We start from the raw sequence: 18616 nt of genomic DNA, 5'->3' as shown, positions 1-18616 counted from the left end.
ATACCCTCGGTGATGACGAGGGGAGTGGGCTGGTGAGGGTTCTGGCGGCGATGTCGGGCGGGGTGGACTCCGCCGTGGCGGCGGCGCGCGCGGTGGAGGCCGGGCACGACGTGACCGGCGTGCACCTTGCGCTGGCCCGCAACCCGCAGACCTACCGCACCGGCGCCCGGGGCTGCTGCACCCTGGAGGACTCCCGGGACGCCCGGCGCGCCGCCGACGTGCTCGGCATCCCGTTCTACGTCTGGGACATGGCCGACCGGTTCCACGAGGACGTGGTGGACGACTTCGTGGCCGAGTACGCGGCGGGCCGTACCCCGAACCCGTGCCTGCGCTGCAACGAGAAGATCAAGTTCGCGGCGGTGCTGGACCGGGCCGTGGCCCTGGGCTTCGACGCCGTGGTCACCGGCCACCACGCGCGGCTCGGCGCGGACGGCCTGCTGCGCCGCAGCGTCGACGCGGCCAAGGACCAGTCGTACGTCCTCGCGGTGCTCACCCGCGCGCAGCTCGACCGGTCGATCTTCCCGCTGGGCGACTCGACCAAGGCCGAGGTGCGCGCGGAGGCCGCCCGCCGCGGCCTCGCGGTGGCCGACAAGCCGGACTCGCACGACATCTGCTTCATCGCCGACGGCGACACCCGGGGCTTCCTGTCCCAGCGGCTCGGCGAGGCCCCCGGCGAGGTGGTGGACGCGCTCACCGGCGCGGTGGTGGGCAGCCACACCGGCGCCTACCAGTACACCGTCGGTCAGCGGCGCGGCCTGCACCTGGACCGGCCGGCGCCGGACGGCCGCCCCCGCTACGTGCTCTCCATCACCCCCAAGACCAACACCGTCACGGTCGGCCCGGCCGAGGCCCTGGAGGTCGCCGAGGTGCGGGCCGCCCGCCCGGTCTGGACCGGCGGCCCGCGCCCCGACGGGCCGATCGAGTGCGAGGTGCAGCTGCGGGCGCACGGCGACGTGGTGCCGGCGACCGTGTCGCTGGACGCCGACGGGCTGCATGCCGACCTGCGCCGCCCCGTCCGCGGGGTGGCCGCCGGGCAGGCGATCGTGGCGTACCGCCCGGATCCGGCCGGCGACGTCGTGCTCGGTTCGGCCACCATCACCGGCTGAACCTCGGCGCGCTGGATAGGCTGCGGCGGTGAGTGAGACGACCTGGCCGTGGGGAGTGGGCACGGCGACGGGGATCGGGTCGTTGCCCGGCACCGACGTCGCCGAGGCGCAGCGCATCGTCCTCGGTGAGCTGCCCGACCTGCCGCACCTGCCCGAACTGCCCGCCCGGGGCCCCGGCGCCGACCTGATCGGCCGCACCGGCGGCCTCCTCGTCGAGCTGCCCGTCGAGCTGTACGCGGCCCGCTGGCGGATCGCCCCGCGGCCCGGCAGGGACGTGCGCCGCGCCCGCGACCTCATGGAACGCGACCTCGACCAGCTCGCCGAGCAGGCCGAGGAGTACGCCGGCCCGGTCAAGGTCCAGGCCACCGGCCCGTTCACCCTGGCCGCCTCGCTGGAGCTGCCGATCGGCGGCCGGCTGCTGCGCGACCCCGGCGCGGTCCGGGACCTCGCCGGCTCCCTCGGCGAGGGACTGCGCGGGCACGTGGCGGCGGTGGCCCGGCGACTGCCCCGCGCCACGGTGCTGCTCCAGCTCGACGAGCCGTCGCTGCCCGCGGTGCTGGCCGGCCGGGTGCCCACCGAGAGCGGCCTCGGCACCCACCGGGCGGTCGGGTCCGAGGTGGCCCGCACGCTGCTGCACGACGTCATCGAGGCGGCCGGCGTACCCACCGTGGTGCACTGCTGCGCGCCGGACGTGCCGCTGGACCTGATCCGCACCGCCGGGGCCGTCGGCGTCGCCCTCGACCTCGACCTGGTCACCGACCTGGACCCGCTCGGCGAGGCCATCGACGCCGGGCTCGGGCTGCTGGCCGGCGCCGCGCCCGCGCTGCCGCCGCCGGCCGGTCGCGCGCCGACCTCGGCCCAGGTCGCCGACCGGGTACGCCGGGTCTGGGACCAGCTCGGCTTCCCCCGGCGCCGGCTCGCCGAGCAGGTGGTGGTCACCCCCGCCTGCGGCCTGGCCGGGGCCACCCCGGCGTACGTGCGGACGGTCCTCGCCGCCTGCCGGGACGCCGGCCGCCGGCTCGCCGAGGAGGACTAGGTTTCCTGTCGTACGCCGGGGGCAGGATGACCGGCATGATTGGACAGCTGCGTTCCGTGGTGATCGACTGCCCCGATCCGCGCGCGCTGGCCGGCTTCTACGCGGAGCTGCTCGGCCTCCCGCTGATCGAGGACAACTCCGACGGTGACGACTGGGTGGTGCTCGGCGGCCGGCCCGGCCACCAGCCCCGTCTCGCCTTCCAGAAGGCGCTCAACCTGCGTGCCCCCGAGTGGCCCGACCCGGAGCGGCCGCAGCAGTTCCACCTCGACGTCACGGTCGACGACATCGAGGCCGCCGAGAAGGCCGCGCTGGCCCTCGGCGCCCGCCGGCTGCCCGGCGAGGGGGAGGGCTTCCGGGTCTACGCCGATCCGGCCGGCCACCCGTTCTGCCTCTGCTGGGACTGACCTGGCGGGTCTTGCGCGGGCAGGGCATGATCGCCACCGTGATCGACTCCGCCCCGCGCCGCGCCGCCGGCTCGCTCTTCGGCCTCGCCTACGGCGACGCCCTGGGCAAGCCCACCGAGTTCCTCACCGTCGCCGAGATCGTCCGCCGCTACGGTCCGGCCGGCCCCCGCGAGCTGACCGGCGACCCGGCGCTCGTCACCGACGACACCCAGATGGCGCTCGCCGTGGCCTGGGCGCTGCACGACGCGCCGGCCTTCACGGCGGAGGCGGTGGAGCCGTTGCTGCGGCGGCGGTTCCTCGACTGGGCGGTCAGCCCGGACAACAACCGCGCGCCCGGCATGACCTGCCTGCGCGCCTGCGCCGAGCTGGAGCGGGGCACCCGCTGGCAGGACGCGACGGTCACGGGTTCCAAGGGCTGCGGCGCCAACATGCGGGTCACCCCCGTCGGGCTGCTCGACGTCGACCTCGACACCCTGGCCGGGCTGGCCCAGCTCCAGGCCGGCCTGACCCACGGCCACCCGACCGGCCTGGCGGCCAGCGAGCTGACCGCGTACGCGGTCCGGCTGCTGCGCGACGGCGCCAAGCTGCCCGACCTGCCCGGGCTGCTCACCGACCGGGCCCATGACCAGCGCACGGTCTACCGGGCCGACTGGCTCGGCGACCTGTGGCAGCGCCCGGGCGACCGCACGCCGGAGGAGTTCATCGCCCGGGGCTGGGACGAGTGCCTGCGCGTGCTCGGCCGGCTCGACGCGGCGCTGGCCCGCCCCGACGACGGCGGCGACCCGTGCCGGCTCACCGGCGAGGGGTGGATCGCCGAGGAGGCGCTGGCCACCGCGCTGCTCTGCGCGTCGCGGCACGCCGACGACCCGGTCGGCGCGCTGGCCCGCGGCGCCACCACGGCCGGCGACTCGGACTCCATCGCCGCCCTGGCCGGCGCCTTCGTCGGCGCCGCCCACGGCATGTCGGCCTGGCCGGACGCCTGGTCCACCCGCATCGAATACGCCGACCAACTACTAACCCTGTCCACCCCGCTGGACCAACCGCGCCCACCGCGCCCGGCCCGTCGCCCTGATTGAGCATGAGGTTGCCGTGCCGACACGCCGTGGAGCGGGCCGGCAACCTCATGATCAGCGGGCCGGGCCGGGCCGGGCCGGGGCGGGGCGGGGCGGGGCGGCGCGGGACCGCGGCGGGGCGGGAGTTGGTCAGGCCGTCAGGTGGGGGAGGCGGCGGATGGCCTGCCAGAGGTCGGGGTCGCAGGGGCCGGCGCAGTCCTCGAACGCGGCGAGGGGCAGCGGGATGGGCTCGCTGATGTCCAGGAAGCTGTCGTGGTCGGCGTTCGGGTCCCAGTTGCGGGTGGGGATCGGCACGTGGTCGTCCCGGTCCGACTTGTCCTGGCTGGTGATCTTCAGGACGTCGGCGTCCCGGCCGTCGACCCGCAGCACCAGGCAGGGGCGCACCTTCGAGCCGGTGCCGTCGGCGTAGGGCACGTCGGCCCACCAGATCTCGCCGGGCCGGGGTGCGGTCGCCGGCCCTCGCCCGGCGTCCCGCGGCCGCGGCGTCGCGCCGGTACGCCCGTGCGCCGGTTCACCACCCGGGCGCCCGCCGCCCGATCCACCACCGGGGCGCCCGCCGCCCGGCCTACCGCCGGGGCCGGTGCCGCCTCGGCCGGGCCGTGCGCCGCTGCCGTTGCGCGAGTCCGTTCCGGCGCGGGAACCACGACGGGACCTGTCGTCCACCCCGCCCCGGCCCTCCGCACGCCGACCCGCCTCCGAGGACCGGTTCGCGGCCCGGCGCCGCCACTCGCCCCACAGCCAGCCGGCCGCGACGCAGCCCACGATCACCGCCGCCCAGATCAGCGCGTCGCGCATCCGTACCCCTGCCTCTCACCCGTGCCGGCGAACCACCGCCCGGCGATCCTCGCACGCCAACCACCCCACCACCCGGCACCACGACCCCCGACCGCGGCCTGGAGACCGCTGGTCGATCATGAGGTTGGCGGGGTGGAATGTCCGCTTCGGCGCCGCCAACCTCATGATCGACGGGGAACGGAATGACGGGGCGGGGGCGGTTGTCGGGCCCGCCCGCTACGGTGCGGGGGTAGCACGATCACGGGAGGTCGACAGCGGTGTCCGAAGGCGGCAGGGTGTCCGAAGAAGCGATTCCCCAGACGGTCAGCGCCGCGCAGGAGGCGGCGGCGGGCGCCGAACCGACCCCGGAGGCGCGGGAGCGGCACGCGACGCTGAGCCAGGAGCTCACCGAGCACCAGTACCGCTACTACGTGCTGGACGCGCCGACCATCTCCGACGCCGAGTTCGACAAGCAGTTGCGCGAGCTGGAGGCCCTGGAGGAGGAATACCCGGGCCTGCGCACCCCCGACTCGCCGACCCAGCGCGTCGGCGGCACCTTCTCCACCGACTTCACCCCGGTGGCCCACGCCGAGCGGATGCTCTCGCTCGACAACGCCTTCGCCGACGAGGAGCTGGCCGCCTGGGCCGAGCGGGTCGAGCGGGACGCCGGCGGCCCGGTGCCCTACCTCTGTGAGCTGAAGGTCGACGGCCTGGCCATCAACCTGACCTACGAGAAGGGGCGGCTGGTTCGGGCCGCCACCCGGGGCGACGGGCGCACCGGCGAGGACGTCACCGCCAACGTGCGCAGCATCCGGGACGTGCCGGCCCGGCTGACCCCCTCCGACGACTTCCCCGACGTGCCGGAGTTCCTCGAGGTGCGCGGCGAGATCTACTTCCCGGTGGCCGGCTTCGCCGACCTCAACGCCAGCCTGGTCGAGCAGGGCAAGGCCCCGTTCGCCAACCCGCGCAACGCGGCCGCCGGCAGCCTCCGGCAGAAGGACCCGCGGATCACCGCCTCCCGGCCGCTGCGTCTCGTGGTGCACGGCATCGGCGCCCGGCGGGGCTTCCAGCCGGCGGCCCAGTCCGAGTCGTACGCGGCGCTCAAGGCGTGGGGGCTGCCCACCAGCGACCGCTGGCGGGTGGTGCCCGACCTGGCCGGGGTGGCCGAATACATCGCCTACTACGCCGAGCACCGGCACGACGTCGAGCACGAGATCGACGGCGTGGTGGTCAAGGTCGACCCGGTCTCCATCCAGGGGCGGCTCGGCTCGACCAGCCGCGCGCCGCGCTGGGCCATCGCCTTCAAGTACCCGCCGGAGGAGGTGACCACCAAGCTGCTCGACATCGACGTCAACGTGGGGCGCACCGGCCGGGTCACCCCGTTCGCCGTCCTCGAACCGGTCCGGGTGGCCGGTTCCACGGTCGCCCTGGCCACCCTGCACAACGCCCGCGAGGTCGAGCGCAAGGGCGTCCTCATCGGCGACACGGTGGTGCTGCGCAAGGCGGGCGACGTCATCCCCGAGGTGCTCGGCCCGGTGGTCGACCTGCGTCCCGCCGACGCGCGCCCGTTCGTCATGCCCACCACCTGCCCGGCCTGCGGCACCCCGCTCGCGCCGGCCAAGGAGGGCGACGTCGATATCCGCTGCCCCAACTCGCGCAGTTGCCCCGCGCAGTTGCGGGAGCGGGTCTTCCACCTGGCCGGCCGGGGCGCCTTCGACATCGAGGTGCTCGGCTACAAGGGGGCCGCCGCGCTGCTCGACGCCGGGATCATCCAGGACGAGGGCGACCTGTTCCACCTCGACGCCGAGCAGCTCTCCCGCTCGCCGTTCTTCGTCAACAAGGACGGCAGCCTGGGCAGCAACGCCACCAAGCTGCTCGACAACCTGGCCGTGGCCAAGGAACGCGAGCTGTGGCGGGTGCTGGTCGCGCTCTCCATCCGCCACGTCGGCCCGACCGCGGCGCAGGCGCTCGCCCGGCACTTCCGCTCGGTCGAGGCCATCGACGCGGCGAGCGAGGAGGAGCTGTCCTCGGTGGACGGGGTCGGCCCGACCATCGCGGCCAGCATCAAGGAGTGGTTCGCCGTCGACTGGCACCGCGAGGTGGTGCGCAAGTGGGCCGAGGCCGGCGTACGGATGGCCGAGGAGGCCGGCGAGGAGGGGCCGCGCCCGCTCGACGGGGTGACGGTGGTGGTCACCGGCACGCTGGCCGGGTTCAGCCGCGACCAGGCGTCCGAGGCGATCCAGAGCCGGGGCGGCAAGGTCACCGGCTCGGTCTCCAAGAAGACCGGCTTCGTGGTGGTCGGCGACAACCCCGGGTCCAAGGCCGACAAGGCGGCCGACCTGAAGCTGCCGATCCTCGACGAGGAGGGCTTCCGGGTGCTGCTGGAGTCCGGCCCGGACGCGGCCCGGGAGGTCGCCCGCATCGAGGGCTGACCCCGGCGCCTGGCGCGTATTCCAACTTAATTACGACTACGACCGATTCGTGACTGTCGTGTCGGGGAAATCGGCACCGAGGGCGTTTCATTGGCGTACGGCGTGTGACGGCGCGCGCCAGGGCCGATCCCCGGGAGGTGTGATGGAGACCGGCGACCCGCGAAACTCCGTCCCGCCCGGGCGGACCGGGCCGTTCTTCGGCTTCGTCAGCGTGGTCGGCGTCCTGGCCCTGCTCGTCTCGGCCGGGCCGCTGGCCGCGCTCCCCGACGAGCTGCCCCACCTGCCGGCCGCCTTCTGGACGATGGCGGCGCTCGCCGTCGCCTGCGACGCCCGCCCGTTCGTGCCGCCCGGTCGACGGCAGACCTCGGCGGTGTTCCCGTCGACCTGTTTCACCTTCGCCATCCTGCTCGGCTGGGGGCTCGGCCCGGCCGTCGCGGTGCAGGCCGTGGCGGTGGCCGTCTCCGGTTGGCGGCTCGGCTACGCCGGCTGGCGCACCGCCTTCAACGGGGCCCAGTACGCGTGCGCGCTGGCCGCCGCGTACGGAGTCACCCGGCTCGGGTCGGGCGAGCTCTTCGACGGCGGCCGGCTGCACTGGACCGACGTGGCGGCGGTGGGTGGCGCCATGGCGGCCTGGTTCGTGGTCAACTACGGCCTGGTCAGCTCCGCGATCCGGCTGCGGTTCGGCGACCGCTGGTGGCCCGCCGTCCGGCTCGGCCTGGCCTACGAGCTGCTCTCCACCGGCTCGCTGCTGCTGCTGGCCCCGGTGCTGGTGGCCGCCGCCCGGGCCAGCGCCGCCCTGATCCCGCTGGTGCTGGTGCCGCTGTTCGCGGTCTACCGGATGGCGCGGCTCTCCGCCGAGCGGGAACAGCTCGCCGACCTCGACCCGCTGACCGGGCTGCCCAACCGCAAGGCCCTGCTCACCGAGGTGGCCGAGCAGGTGCACCTGCACGCCGAGCGCGCGGCCCGCGGCGAGCCGGACGCCCACCTGGCCCTGCTGCTGCTCGACCTCGACCGGTTCAAGCACGTCAACGACGCGCTCGGGCACGCCGTCGGGGACCGGCTGCTGGTCGAGGTGAGCGCCCGGCTCATCGAGGTGGTCGGCGAGGAGGACCTGGTGGCGCGGCTCGGTGGCGACGAGTTCGCCATCGTCGTACCCCGGCTCACCGGTACCGACCAGGCGCGCGAGCGGGCCGACCGGGTGGTGGCCGCGCTCGCCGAGCCGGTGCCACTGGACGGCCTGCCGCTGGACGTGGGCGGCTCCATCGGCATCGCGCTCTTCCCCGAGCACGGCGAGGATTTCGCCACCCTGATGCGCCACGCCGACGTGGCCATGTACGACGCGAAGCACCGCAACGACACGGTCGCCGTCTACGCGCCCGAGTCCGACCACAACTCCGCCGAGCGGCTGAGCCTCCTCGCCGACCTGCGCCGCGTGCTGGAGGCCGGCCCGCGGGCCCCGGCCGAGGAGCCGACCGGCGTACGCGGCGGCGACGGCGCGGCCCTCGCCCCGGCGCCCGGCCTGCCGGACCCGTCGGCGCGGCCGGCCCGCGGCGACGCGCTGCCGCGCAACGGCGGCCGGGCCGGCGGGGCCCGGCGTGGGGACGGGTCCGCGGACGGTTCCGGTGCGGCGCGGCCGCGCCGCACGCTGGAGCGGTCGGGTCGGTGGGGGCTGCGGCGGCGCGAGCGCGTCGAGGTGCGGGACGACGACGAGCTGATCAACCGGATCGTCACGGGCGCGGACCCGATCCGCCGCCGGGCCGCGCGCCCGGCCGCCGGCGCCGACAGCCCGGCCACCGCGCCCGGCGACGGCGACCGGCTCGCCCCGGCGACCGCGTCAGCCGACCGCGACCGGCACACGCCGGCCATCGCGCCCCAGGACGGTGACCGGCTCAGCCCGGCGACCGCGCCCGGCGACCGGGACCGGCTCACCCAGGCGACCGCGCCCGGTGACGGCGACCGGCTCGCCCCGGCCTTCGACGCCGGGGCGGCAGGCGTGGAGCAGGCCGAGGCGCCGCACGGCCGGCCGGCCGCGCTGCCCGGCGGCCCGGCCGTGTCCGCCGACCGTCCGGAGCGCGGCGGTCCGGATTCGCCGCACGCCGGTCGACGGGCGGGCGCCACGGGCGACGCCGCGCCGGCCCCGGCCCGGACGGCGGATCGGCGCGGCCCGGGCGGGGCGCGTCGCAGCGGCGGAAGCGGGCTCGACGACCCGGCCGGGGATCCCGGCGAGATCACCATGTACTACCAGCCGCAGATCGCCATCGCGACCGGCGAGGTGGTGGGGGTCGAGGCGCTGCTGCGCTGGCGGCACCCGCGCCGGGGCATGGTCGACCCGGGGGAGCTGATCCAGGTCGCCGAGCAGAGCGCGGTGATGCGGCTGCTCACCCGCCGGGTGGTGGAGGACGTGGTGGAGCAGGTGGCCAAGTGGTCGGCGGCCGGGCTCACGCTGCGTGCGGCGCTCAACGTCAGCGTCCGGGACCTGCACACCGGCGAGATCGCCGACCAGATCGCCGACCGGCTGGCCCGGTACGGCGTCCCGCCGGACCGGCTCCAGGTGGAGATCACCGAGGGCGCGCTGATGGCCGACCCGCGCCGGGTGCTGGCCAGCATCACCCAGCTGCACCGGATCGGGGTCGGCATCGCGCTGGACGACTTCGGCACCGGCTACTCGTCGTTGCAGCACCTGCGCCGGCTGCCGCTGTCCGAGGTGAAGGTGGACCGGTCGTTCGTGCTCGGGATGGCCGACGACCCCGACGACGCGGCCATCGTCCGCTCGATGATCGAGCTGGCCGGGGCGCTCGGGCTGCGGGTGGTGGCCGAGGGCGTGGAGGACGAGCGCACCTGGCGGCTGCTGCACGCGGCCGGCTGCGACGTGGCGCAGGGCTGGTTCCACGCCCGGCCCATGCCGGCCGAGGAACTGGTCACCTGGCTGTCCCGCTACCGCCCGGTCCACCCGGCCGTGCCGGCGGACGGCGAGGGGCCGCGCCGCCCGCCCCGCTGACCGGCGCCCGCGGGCCGGCACCGGGAGTCGGAGGCGTCGACCCGACCGGAGGGCAATAGACTCGCTCCGGTCACCGCGCGTCATCGTCACCGGCGAGCGCGCGGCCGGCACACCGCAGACGCAGCAGGACAGCCACGAAGGGGGCACCCGATGGCCGCCATCTCCCGCGAGGAGGTCGCGCACCTCGCGCGACTGTCGCGGCTCGCCGTCACCGAGGAGGAGTTGGACGTCTTCGCCGGCCAGCTGGACGTGATCCTCCAGTCGGTCGCCAAGGTGGGCGAGGTCGCCGCGGCGGACATCCCGCCGACGTCCCACTCGGTGCCGCTGACCAACGTCCTCCGCGAGGACGTGGTGACGCCGTGCCTGACCCCGCAGGAGGCGCTGTCGGGTGCGCCCGACGCCGAGGAGCAGCGGTTCCGCGTCCCGCGGATCCTGGACGAGGATGTGGCTTCATGACTGACCTGACCCGGCTCACCGCCGCCGAGATCGCCGGCCTGGTGGCGGCCGGCGAGACCTCCGCCGTCGAGGTCACGCAGGCCCACCTGGACCGGATCGCCGCCGTCGACGAGCGGGTGCACGCCTTCCTGCACGTCGACACCGAGGGCGCGCTGGCCGCCGCCCGCAGCGTGGACGAGCGCCGGGCCGCCGGCGAGGACCTGGGCCCCCTCGCGGGCGTGCCGGTCGCCGTGAAGGACGTGCTCACCACGAAGGGTGTGCCGACCACCGTCGGCTCGAAGATCCTGGAGGGCTGGCGCCCGCCGTACGACTCGACGATCGTCGAGCGGCTGCGCGAGGCCGGCACCGTGATGCTCGGCAAGACCAACATGGACGAGTTCGCCATGGGCTCCTCCACGGAATACTCGGCGTACGGCCCGACCCGCAACCCGTGGGACCTGGACCGCATCCCGGGCGGCTCGGGCGGCGGCAGCGCCGCGGCGCTGGCCGCGTACGAGGCGCCGCTGTCGATCGGCTCGGACACCGGCGGCTCGATCCGCCAGCCGGGCGCGGTCACCGGCACGGTCGGCGCGAAGCCCACCTACGGCGGCACGTCGCGGTACGGCCTGGTGGCGTTCTCCTCCTCGCTGGACACGCCCGGCCCGTGCGCCCGCAACGTGCTGGACGCCGCGCTGCTGCACCAGGCGATCGGCGGCCACGACCCGCGCGACTCCACCTCCATCCCGGCCCCGGTGCCGGACGTGGTGAGCGCGGCGAAGCTGGGCGCGTCCGGCGACCTGACCGGGGTGAAGCTCGGTGTGGTCACCGAGTTCACCGGTGAGGGCGCCGAGCCGGGTGTGATGGCCGCGTTCCGCGAGTCGGTGGAGGCACTGGCGAAGCTGGGCGCCGAGATCGTCGAGGTCTCCTGCCCGCACTTCCAGTACGCGCTCCCGGCCTACTACCTGATCGCGCCGAGCGAGTGCTCCTCCAACCTGGCCCGGTTCGACGGCGTCCGGTTCGGCCTGCGGGTCGGCGACGACGGCAACCGGTCCCTGGAGGAGGTCATGTCGCTGACCCGGGAGGCCGGTTTCGGCCCCGAGGTCAAGCGGCGCATCATGGTCGGCACCTACGCGCTCTCCTCGGGCTACTACGACGCCTACTACGGTCAGGCGCAGAAGGTCCGCACCCTGATCACCCGGGACTTCACGGCCGCCTTCGAGCGGGTGGACGCGCTCATCTCGCCGACCACCCCGTTCGTGGCCTTCCCGATCGGGTCGCGCACCGCCGACCCCTACCAGATGTACCTGGCCGACCTGTTCACCATTCCGACGAACCTGTACGGCGGGCCGGCAATCTCGGTCCCGTGCGGCCTGTCCGACGGGCTACCGGTCGGTTTCCAGATCATGGCCCCGACCATGGCCGACGACCGGATGTACCGGGTCGCCGCCGCGCTGGAGTCCACGGTCGGCACGTTCACCCCACCGGCACTGTGAGGCAGGAGCACCGATGACGACGACACTGCCCGCGTACGACGAGGTCGTGGCGCGCTACGAACCGGTGATCGGCCTGGAGACCCACGTCGAGCTGGGCACGAACACCAAGATGTGGTGCGGCTGCCCGACCGACTTCGGCGGCGAGCCGAACACCCGGGTCTGCCCGGTCTGCCTCGGCCTGCCCGGCTCGCTGCCGGTCGCCAACAAGGCGGCCATCGAGGCGACCATCCGGATCGGTCTCGCGCTGAACTGCTCCATCGCCGAGTGGTGCCGGTTCGCCCGGAAGAACTACTTCTACCCGGACATGCCGAAGAACTTCCAGATCAGCCAGTACGACGAGCCGCTGTGCGTCGACGGCTACCTGGACGTCGAGGTCAACGGCGAGACCGTGCGGATCGGCATCGAGCGGGTGCACCTGGAGGAGGACACCGGCAAGACGCTGCACGTCGGGGGCGCCACCGGCCGGATCCACGGCGCCACCGAATCGCTTGTCGACTACAACCGGGCCGGCATCCCGCTCGTCGAGATCGTCACCAAGCCGATCCCCGGCACCGGCGCGCTCGCCCCCGAGGTGGCCCGGGCGTACGTCACCGAACTGCGCGACGTGATCCGCTCGCTGGGCGTCTCCGACGTCCGGATGGAGGAGGGCTCGCTGCGCTGCGACGTCAACACCTCGCTGAACCTGCCGGGCGAGGAGTGGGGCACCCGCACCGAGACCAAGAACGTCAACTCGCTGCGCTCGGTCGAGCGGGCGGTCCGCTCGGAGATGCTGCGCCAGGCGTCGGTGCTCGACGCCGGTGGCACCATCACCCAGGAGACCCGGCACTTCCACGAGGACACCGGGGACACCACCTCCGGCCGGTCCAAGGAGACCGCCACCGACTACCGGTACTTCCCGGAGCCGGACCTGGTCCCGCTGGCGCCGGACCCCGCCTGGGTGGCCGAGCTGAAGGCCGCCCTGCCGGAGCTGCCGCGGCTGCGCCGCAAGCGCATCCAGCAGGACTGGGGCCTGTCCGACCTGGACATGCAGTCGGTGGTCAACGCCGGCGCGGTCGAGCTGATCGAGCGGACCGTGGCCGCCGGCGCCACCCCGGCCGCCGCCCGCAAGTGGTGGCTGGGCGAGCTGTCCCGGCGGGCCAACGAGACCGGCGTGGAGCTCTCCGACGTCGGGGTCACCCCGGAGCAGGTCGCCGAGTTGCAGGGCCTGGTGGACGCCGGCCGGCTCAACGACAAGCTGGCCCGCATCGTCCTGGAGGGCGTGGTGGGCGGCGAGGGCTCACCGACCGAGATCATGACCAACCGCAACCTCGAGGTGGTCTCCGACACGGGCGCACTCACCGCCGCCGTGGACGAGGCGATCGCGGCCAACCCCGACGTCGCCGACAAGATCCGCAGCGGCAAGGTCGCGGCGGCCGGCGCGCTGGTCGGCGCGGTCATGAAGACCACCCGCGGCCAGGCGGACGCCAAGACCGTCCGCGAGCTGATCCTGGCGCGCCTCGGCGTCCAGGGCTGAGTTCCGTCCCGAGGGCCGCCGTCGTGACCCGGCGGCGGCCCCCGGTCTGTTCCGAGTACGCGGCCACCCCGCACCCCCCGCGCGTGGGCGTCAACGGCGACGCCCGGATGGAGTCACCGTGAACCAGCACGACCTCGACGTCCTCGACGAGATCCAGCGGCGGGTGCTCTGGCTCGCCACCCGCATCGTGGACGCGGCCAACCACGACCGGGACACCGGCGACGGGGTGAAGGTCGGCGGCCACCAGGCGTCCAGCGCCTCACTGGTGACCGCGATGACCGCGCTCTGGTTCGCCCACCTCGACGCCGAGGACCGGGTCGCGGTCAAGCCGCACGCCTCGCCGGTGTTCCACGCCGTCCAGTACCTGCTCGGCAACCTGGACCGGTCCTACCTGCCGAAGCTGCGGGCGCGCGGCGGGTTGCAGTCGTACCCGTCCCGGACCAAGGACCCGGACGGGGTGGACTTCTCCACCGGCTCGGTCGGCCTCGGCGCCGCCGCGCCGCTGTTCGCCGCGGTCACCCGCCGCTACGTCGACGCGCACTTCGGCGAGCGGCCGCACTCCCGGTTCATCGCCCTCATCGGCGACGCGGAGCTGGACGAGGGCAACATCTGGGAGGCCGTCGCCGACCCGGCCACCACCGGGCTGGGCAACGTGATGTGGCTGGTCGACTTCAACCGCCAGTCGCTGGACCGGGTCGTCCCCGGGGTGCGGATCAACCAGTGGCGCGGCCAGTTCGAGGCCGCCGGCTGGCACGTGGTCGAGGTCAAGTACGGCCGCCGGCTCGCCGAGGCGTACGAGCGGCCGGGCGGGGCGGCGCTGCGCGACTGGATCGACCTGATGCCCAACGAGCAGTACCAGTCGCTGTTCGGGCTGGCCGGGCCGGCCCTGCGCAAGCAGTTCCTGGACGGCGCCCCGGCCGAGGTGGCCGCCTTCGTGGCGGACATCCCCGACGACGAGCTGGGCCCCCTCGTCACCGACCTGGGCGGGCACGACCTCCAGGCGATGCTCGACGCGTACGCCCAGTGCGACGCGGTCACCGACCGGCCCAGCGTGGTCTTCGCCTACACGGTCAAGGGGTGGGGGCTGCCGATCGCGGGCAACCCACGCAACCACTCGGCGCTGCTCACCACCGAGCAGGTCGACGCGCTGCGCGCCGCGCACGGCCTGACCCGCGACACCGAGTGGGACCGCCTCGACCCGGCGTCCCCGGCCGGCATCCGGGCCGGCGAACGCCGGGAGGCGCTGTCCCGCGCGCCGCGCGAGCGGGCGCTGGGGGTCACCGTCCCGGAGACCACGAAGGTACGGGTGAACAAGCCCGTCTCCACCCAGGAGGTCTTCGGCCGGGTGCTGGTCGACCTGGCCCGGGACCCGAAGGTGGCGCCCTACCTGGTCACCACCGCGCCGGACGTGGCCACCTCCACCAACCTGGCCGGGTTCATCAACAAGACCGGGGTGTTCGCCCCGACCGAGCAGCGCTCCTGGACCGAGGACCGGATGCTGCGCTGGACGGAGACCCCCGCGGGGCAGCACATCGAGCTGGGCATCTCCGAGATGAACCTGTTCCTGCTGCTCGGCCAGCTCGGCCTGTCGTGGGACCTGTCCGGGCAGCCGCTGCTGCCGGTCGGCACGGTCTACGACCCGTTCGTGCTGCGCGGCCTGGACGCCTTCCTCTACGGCACCTACTCCGGCTCCCGGTTCGTGGTCGCGGGCACCCCGTCGGGCATCACCCTCGCCCCCGAGGGCGGCGCCCACCAGTCGACCATCACCGCCTCCGTCGGCCTGGAGCTGCCCGGGGTCACCTTCTGCGAACCCGCGTACGCCGGCAGCCTCGACTGGCTGCTCTGCGACGCGCTCGGCCAGATCGCCGGGGGAGCGGCGCCGGCCGCCACGGCCGCGCCGGCCGAGGACGGGGCGTACTACTTCCGCCTCAGCACCCGACCGATCGACCAGGCGCCGTTCGAGGCGGCCCGGGCCCGGCTCGGCGACGCGGTGCTGCGCCGGCAGGTGGTGGCGGGCGCCTACCGGCTCGTCGACGCGCACGAGGCGTACCCCCACCTGGCGGACGCCCCGGTCGTGCAGCTCGCCGCCTCCGGCGCGGTGCTGCCGGAGGTCCTGGCCGCCGCCGCGGAGCTGGCGGAGGAGGGGGTCGCGGCGCACGTGGTCGACGTGACGAGCCTGGACCGGCTCTACCGGGCCTGGCAGCGGACCCTGCGCCAGGGCGTGCGGACGGCGACCGTGCCGAGCGTGCCCGGGGCGCTGCGGTCGGCCTTCGCCGACCGGGTGCCGGTGGTCACCGTGCACGACGCGGCCTCGCACGCGATGGCCTGGCTCGGTTCGGCGCTCGGCGCCCCGGCCGTGCCGCTCGGCGTCGACGAGTTCGGCCAGTCCGGCAGCGTCGGCGAGCTGTACGAGCTGCACGACCTGCTGCCCGGCAGCATCGTCAACGCCGCGCTGGCCGCCCTCTCGCTGCGTTGACGCGTCAGCCGGTGGGGCTCGGCGTCGCCGTCGGGCTGCCGGTCGGGGCGGGCGACACGGGCCCGCCCCGGGTCGGTGTCGGGGTGACCGGCACCCGGTCACCCTTCTTCGGGTCCTGGATCACGTGCCGTTCCAGGTTGACCTGCGACTGCCCGGTCCCGCCCACGGTGATGTCGTCGTACGCCTGCAACAGCTTCTGCTGGTCGAAGTAGAGCACCGACATCGACAGCGGGGTGGGCTTCTCGCCCTCCAGGCCGCGCAGCCCGGCGCCGCCGGTGGAGCCCTCCACCATGAGCTGGGTCGGCTGCTTGTCCGGCACCTGCGGCAGCTTCGACACCTGCCGGGCGTGGGTGTGCCCGGCCAGCACCAGCGGGCAGGTGCCGGAGAGCGGGCCGGCCGAGGCCGGGTCGTGCACCAGCGCGATGTTCACCGGCTTCGGCGAGGCCTTGACCGTGGCGGCGAGCTGCTCGCCGGCGCCGATCACCTGGTCGGCGACGACCTTGGTGAGCCCGCTGCCGGCTGGCGAGGTCTCCTTGTCCGGGGTGAACCGGGGGTCGCCGATGCCGGCGATGGTCAGCCCGGCGACCGTCGTCGCGGAGTTGTCCAGCACGACGGCGTTCGGCTGCGCGGCCACCGCGGCGGCCGTCTTCGGCGAGTCGTGGTTGCCGCGGATGTAGACGTACGGCTTCTTGAGCAGGCCGATCGAGCCGACGAAGGACGCCTCCGGCTCGCTGCCCCAGTCGGTGATGTCGCCGGTGTCGATCACCACGTCGATGTTGAACTGCTCCACCACCGTGCGGATGAGCTGCCAGCCGGTCGGGTTGAGGTGCATGTCGGAGACGTGCAGCACCCGGGTGGTGCCGGGCGACGGCTGGACCACCGGCAGCGCGGAGACCGTGGTGTAGAGCTTGCTGACGTTGCCGACCAGCCGTTGCAGCTGCTCGGCGTACTTGGTGTAGTCGTTGGCGATCCGGCGCGCGTCACCCACGATCGCCGGCGCGTTGACCAGCAGCCCCTCGTAGCGCGGCTCCTCGATGGCCTGCGGCCGGATGGTGGCGGCGGCCAGGCCGAGACTGCCGGCGGTGACCACCAGCGCCAGCCCGCCGGCCCACGCGGTGCGGCGTGTGTCGCGGAAGACCAGCCCGGCCAGCAGCAGGGTGGCCAGCACCGCCGAGGCGACCGTCTTCAGGCCGAGCCGCATGACGCCGGCCCGGACGTCCTCGACCGCCGACTGGCTGGCCCGGCTGATGCTCGCCGGGTCGTCGATCAGCGCCTCGGTACGCCGCTGGTCCAGCGCGCCCAGCTCGACGGTCAGGTAGGCCGGCCCGTCGTGGCTGTCCAGCAGCAGCGCGCCCAGCGGCGGGATGTCGACGGTGGTGCCGCCGCTCAGCGACGGGCTGAGATTGAGCTCCGCGCGGAACGGCCCGATGTCGGTGCCCACGTGCCCGCCGGCGTAGGTGCCGGCCACCACGCCGGCCAGGGTGACCACGAGCAGGGCCAGCACCACGCCGAGCCGGCGCAGCCCGTTGCCCGGCCGCCACCGTCGGCGGGCGCGGCCGTCCTCCGGGGCCGCCTCGTCCCCGGCGCCGTGCTGCTCGTTCTCCTGGCCGTCCATGCTGAGATTCTGACCTGCCCGTAGAAGGATCTTGGCAAACCTGCCGGAAGCGGATCAGCTGCGGCCGGCGCCGCCGTCGGCGAAGACCAGCCGCAGGATCCGGTCGTCGTCGCCGGCCGGTTTGCCCCGCCCGTCCCGGTTGGAGGTGCTCACCCAGACCGACCCGTCCGGGGCCACGGCGGCGGCCCGCAGCCGGCCGTACCGGCCGGTGAACAGTTCGCGCGGCTGGCCGAGGACGGTGCCGTTGCCGGCCAGCCCGACCAACCAGAGCCGTTGCCCGCGCAGGCAGGCGGTGACCAGCAGTCGCTCCACGGCCGCCAGGCCGGAGCAGGAGGCGTCGCCGGTGCGCCACTGCACGATCGGGTTGACGTAGCGCTTGTCGTCGCCGCGCCCCTCGACCTGCGGCCAGCCGTAGTTGCCGCCCTTGTTGATCTGGTTGATCTCGTCCCAGGTGTTCTGGCCGAACTCCACGGCGAACATCTTCTTGTCCGGTGTCCAGGCGAAGCCCTGCACGTTGCGGTGCCCGGTCGACCAGACCGGCGAGCCGGCGGTCGGGTTGCCGGGTGCGGGCTTGCCGTCCCGGGTGATCCGCAGGATCTTGCCGCCGAGGCTCTTCGGGTCCTGCGCGTTCGCGGTGCGCCCGGCGTCGCCGGTGCTGGCGTAGAGGAAGCCGTCAGGGCCGAAGCCCAGCCCGCCGCCGTCGTGGTTGCCGGCCTTCGGGATGCCCGTGAGGATCGGCGTCGGCGGCCGGCCCAGCTCCAGCTTCGCGATCCGGTTGTCCGCGGCGCTCGTGTAGTAGACGAAGACCGTGCGGTCCCGGGCGTACGCGGGGGAGACGGCGATGCCGAGCAGGCCCCCCTCGCCGGCGGCCGCCACGTCCGGCACGGTCTGCACGACCCGGACGGTCATCCCCTCCGGCCCGGACTTCGGGCCGACCTGGAGGATCCGCCCGCTGTCCCGCTCGGTGACCAGCGCGCCGCCGTCGGGGAGGAAGGCGATGCCCCAGGGCACCGCGAGTCCTCTCGCCAGCACCGTGGCGACCACCTGCTGGCCCGCGCCCCCGGGGCTGGCTGAGGTGGACGGCGACGGGAAGTTGGGCGGCTCGCCGGCCGGGTCGGGATCCGGGTCGCCGAAGGCGCAGCCGGCGGTGCCCAGCAGCAGCGTCGCGCAGGACGCCGCCAGCGCCGCCCGCAGGCGGCCGGTGCGGGGGTACGGGGGACGCGACCTCACCTGGCCAGCCTAGCCGGGCCGGGTGGCGAAC

At 74.7% G+C, this 18616-nt stretch carries 13 protein-coding genes; 10 read left to right on the top strand and 3 right to left on the bottom strand.

Annotated elements, in window-relative coordinates:
• Positions 1-32: 32 nt before the first annotated feature.
• The 4 genes from mnmA to FXF50_RS10795 are packed head-to-tail and all read left to right on the top strand — an operon-like array spanning position 33 to position 3622.
• Positions 33-1106 (top strand): tRNA 2-thiouridine(34) synthase MnmA, encoded by a 1074-nt coding sequence (gene mnmA / locus FXF50_RS10810; protein WP_148427078.1) that lies wholly within the window; start codon positions 33-35, stop codon positions 1104-1106.
• A 28-nt stretch (positions 1107-1134) separates the two neighbouring features.
• On the top strand, positions 1135-2142 hold the full coding sequence (locus FXF50_RS10805) for a methionine synthase (protein WP_148427077.1): 1008 nt from the start codon (positions 1135-1137) through the stop codon (positions 2140-2142).
• Between the two features lie 35 nt (positions 2143-2177).
• Complete coding sequence (locus tag FXF50_RS10800) at positions 2178-2546, top strand: VOC family protein (RefSeq protein ID WP_187399618.1); 369 nt, start codon at positions 2178-2180, stop codon at positions 2544-2546.
• Between the two features lie 26 nt (positions 2547-2572).
• Positions 2573-3622, top strand: coding sequence for an ADP-ribosylglycohydrolase family protein (locus FXF50_RS10795; protein ID WP_148427075.1), 1050 nt, complete (start codon positions 2573-2575; stop codon positions 3620-3622).
• A 126-nt stretch (positions 3623-3748) separates the two neighbouring features.
• Here FXF50_RS10795 and FXF50_RS30120 read toward each other — a convergent pair whose 3' ends face one another.
• Complete coding sequence (locus FXF50_RS30120) at positions 3749-4414, bottom strand: type II toxin-antitoxin system PemK/MazF family toxin (RefSeq protein ID WP_148427074.1); 666 nt, start codon at positions 4412-4414, stop codon at positions 3749-3751.
• A 275-nt stretch (positions 4415-4689) separates the two neighbouring features.
• Between FXF50_RS30120 and ligA the strand changes: the two genes are divergently transcribed.
• From ligA to FXF50_RS10755, 6 genes are all read left to right on the top strand, one after another.
• On the top strand, positions 4690-6825 hold the full coding sequence (gene ligA, locus FXF50_RS10785) for an NAD-dependent DNA ligase LigA (RefSeq protein ID WP_148427073.1): 2136 nt from the start codon (positions 4690-4692) through the stop codon (positions 6823-6825).
• A 142-nt stretch (positions 6826-6967) separates the two neighbouring features.
• Complete coding sequence (locus tag FXF50_RS29795; RefSeq protein WP_255509982.1) at positions 6968-9823, top strand: EAL domain-containing protein; 2856 nt, start codon at positions 6968-6970, stop codon at positions 9821-9823.
• A gap of 150 nt (positions 9824-9973) precedes the next feature.
• The gene (gene gatC, locus FXF50_RS10770) at positions 9974-10279 is read left to right on the top strand and encodes an Asp-tRNA(Asn)/Glu-tRNA(Gln) amidotransferase subunit GatC (protein WP_091312731.1); all 306 of its coding nucleotides are present in this window, start codon (positions 9974-9976) and stop codon (positions 10277-10279) included.
• Positions 10276-11751, top strand: a complete 1476-nt coding sequence (gatA, locus tag FXF50_RS10765; protein WP_148427072.1) for an Asp-tRNA(Asn)/Glu-tRNA(Gln) amidotransferase subunit GatA — start codon at positions 10276-10278, stop codon at positions 11749-11751. Before gatC ends, gatA begins: the two co-directional genes overlap by 4 nt.
• A gap of 13 nt (positions 11752-11764) precedes the next feature.
• Positions 11765-13264 (top strand): Asp-tRNA(Asn)/Glu-tRNA(Gln) amidotransferase subunit GatB, encoded by a 1500-nt coding sequence (gatB, locus tag FXF50_RS10760; RefSeq protein ID WP_148427071.1) that lies wholly within the window; start codon positions 11765-11767, stop codon positions 13262-13264.
• A 118-nt stretch (positions 13265-13382) separates the two neighbouring features.
• Complete coding sequence (locus FXF50_RS10755) at positions 13383-15740, top strand: pyruvate dehydrogenase (protein ID WP_148427070.1); 2358 nt, start codon at positions 13383-13385, stop codon at positions 15738-15740.
• A 4-nt stretch (positions 15741-15744) separates the two neighbouring features.
• Here FXF50_RS10755 and FXF50_RS10750 read toward each other — a convergent pair whose 3' ends face one another.
• Both FXF50_RS10750 and FXF50_RS10745 read right to left on the bottom strand, forming a co-directional pair.
• Complete coding sequence (locus FXF50_RS10750) at positions 15745-17355, bottom strand: metallophosphoesterase (protein ID WP_148427069.1); 1611 nt, start codon at positions 17353-17355, stop codon at positions 15745-15747.
• A 54-nt stretch (positions 17356-17409) separates the two neighbouring features.
• A complete protein-coding gene (locus FXF50_RS10745) occupies positions 17410-18585 on the bottom strand; it encodes a sorbosone dehydrogenase family protein (protein ID WP_148427068.1) in 1176 nt (391 codons plus the stop codon).
• Positions 18586-18616: the final 31 nt, after the last annotated feature.

It is taken from the genome of Micromonospora sp. AP08 (assembly GCF_008085935.1).
Lineage (GTDB): Bacteria > Actinomycetota > Actinomycetes > Mycobacteriales > Micromonosporaceae > Micromonospora > Micromonospora chersina.
This window is presented reverse-complemented; position numbering and strand designations above follow the sequence as displayed.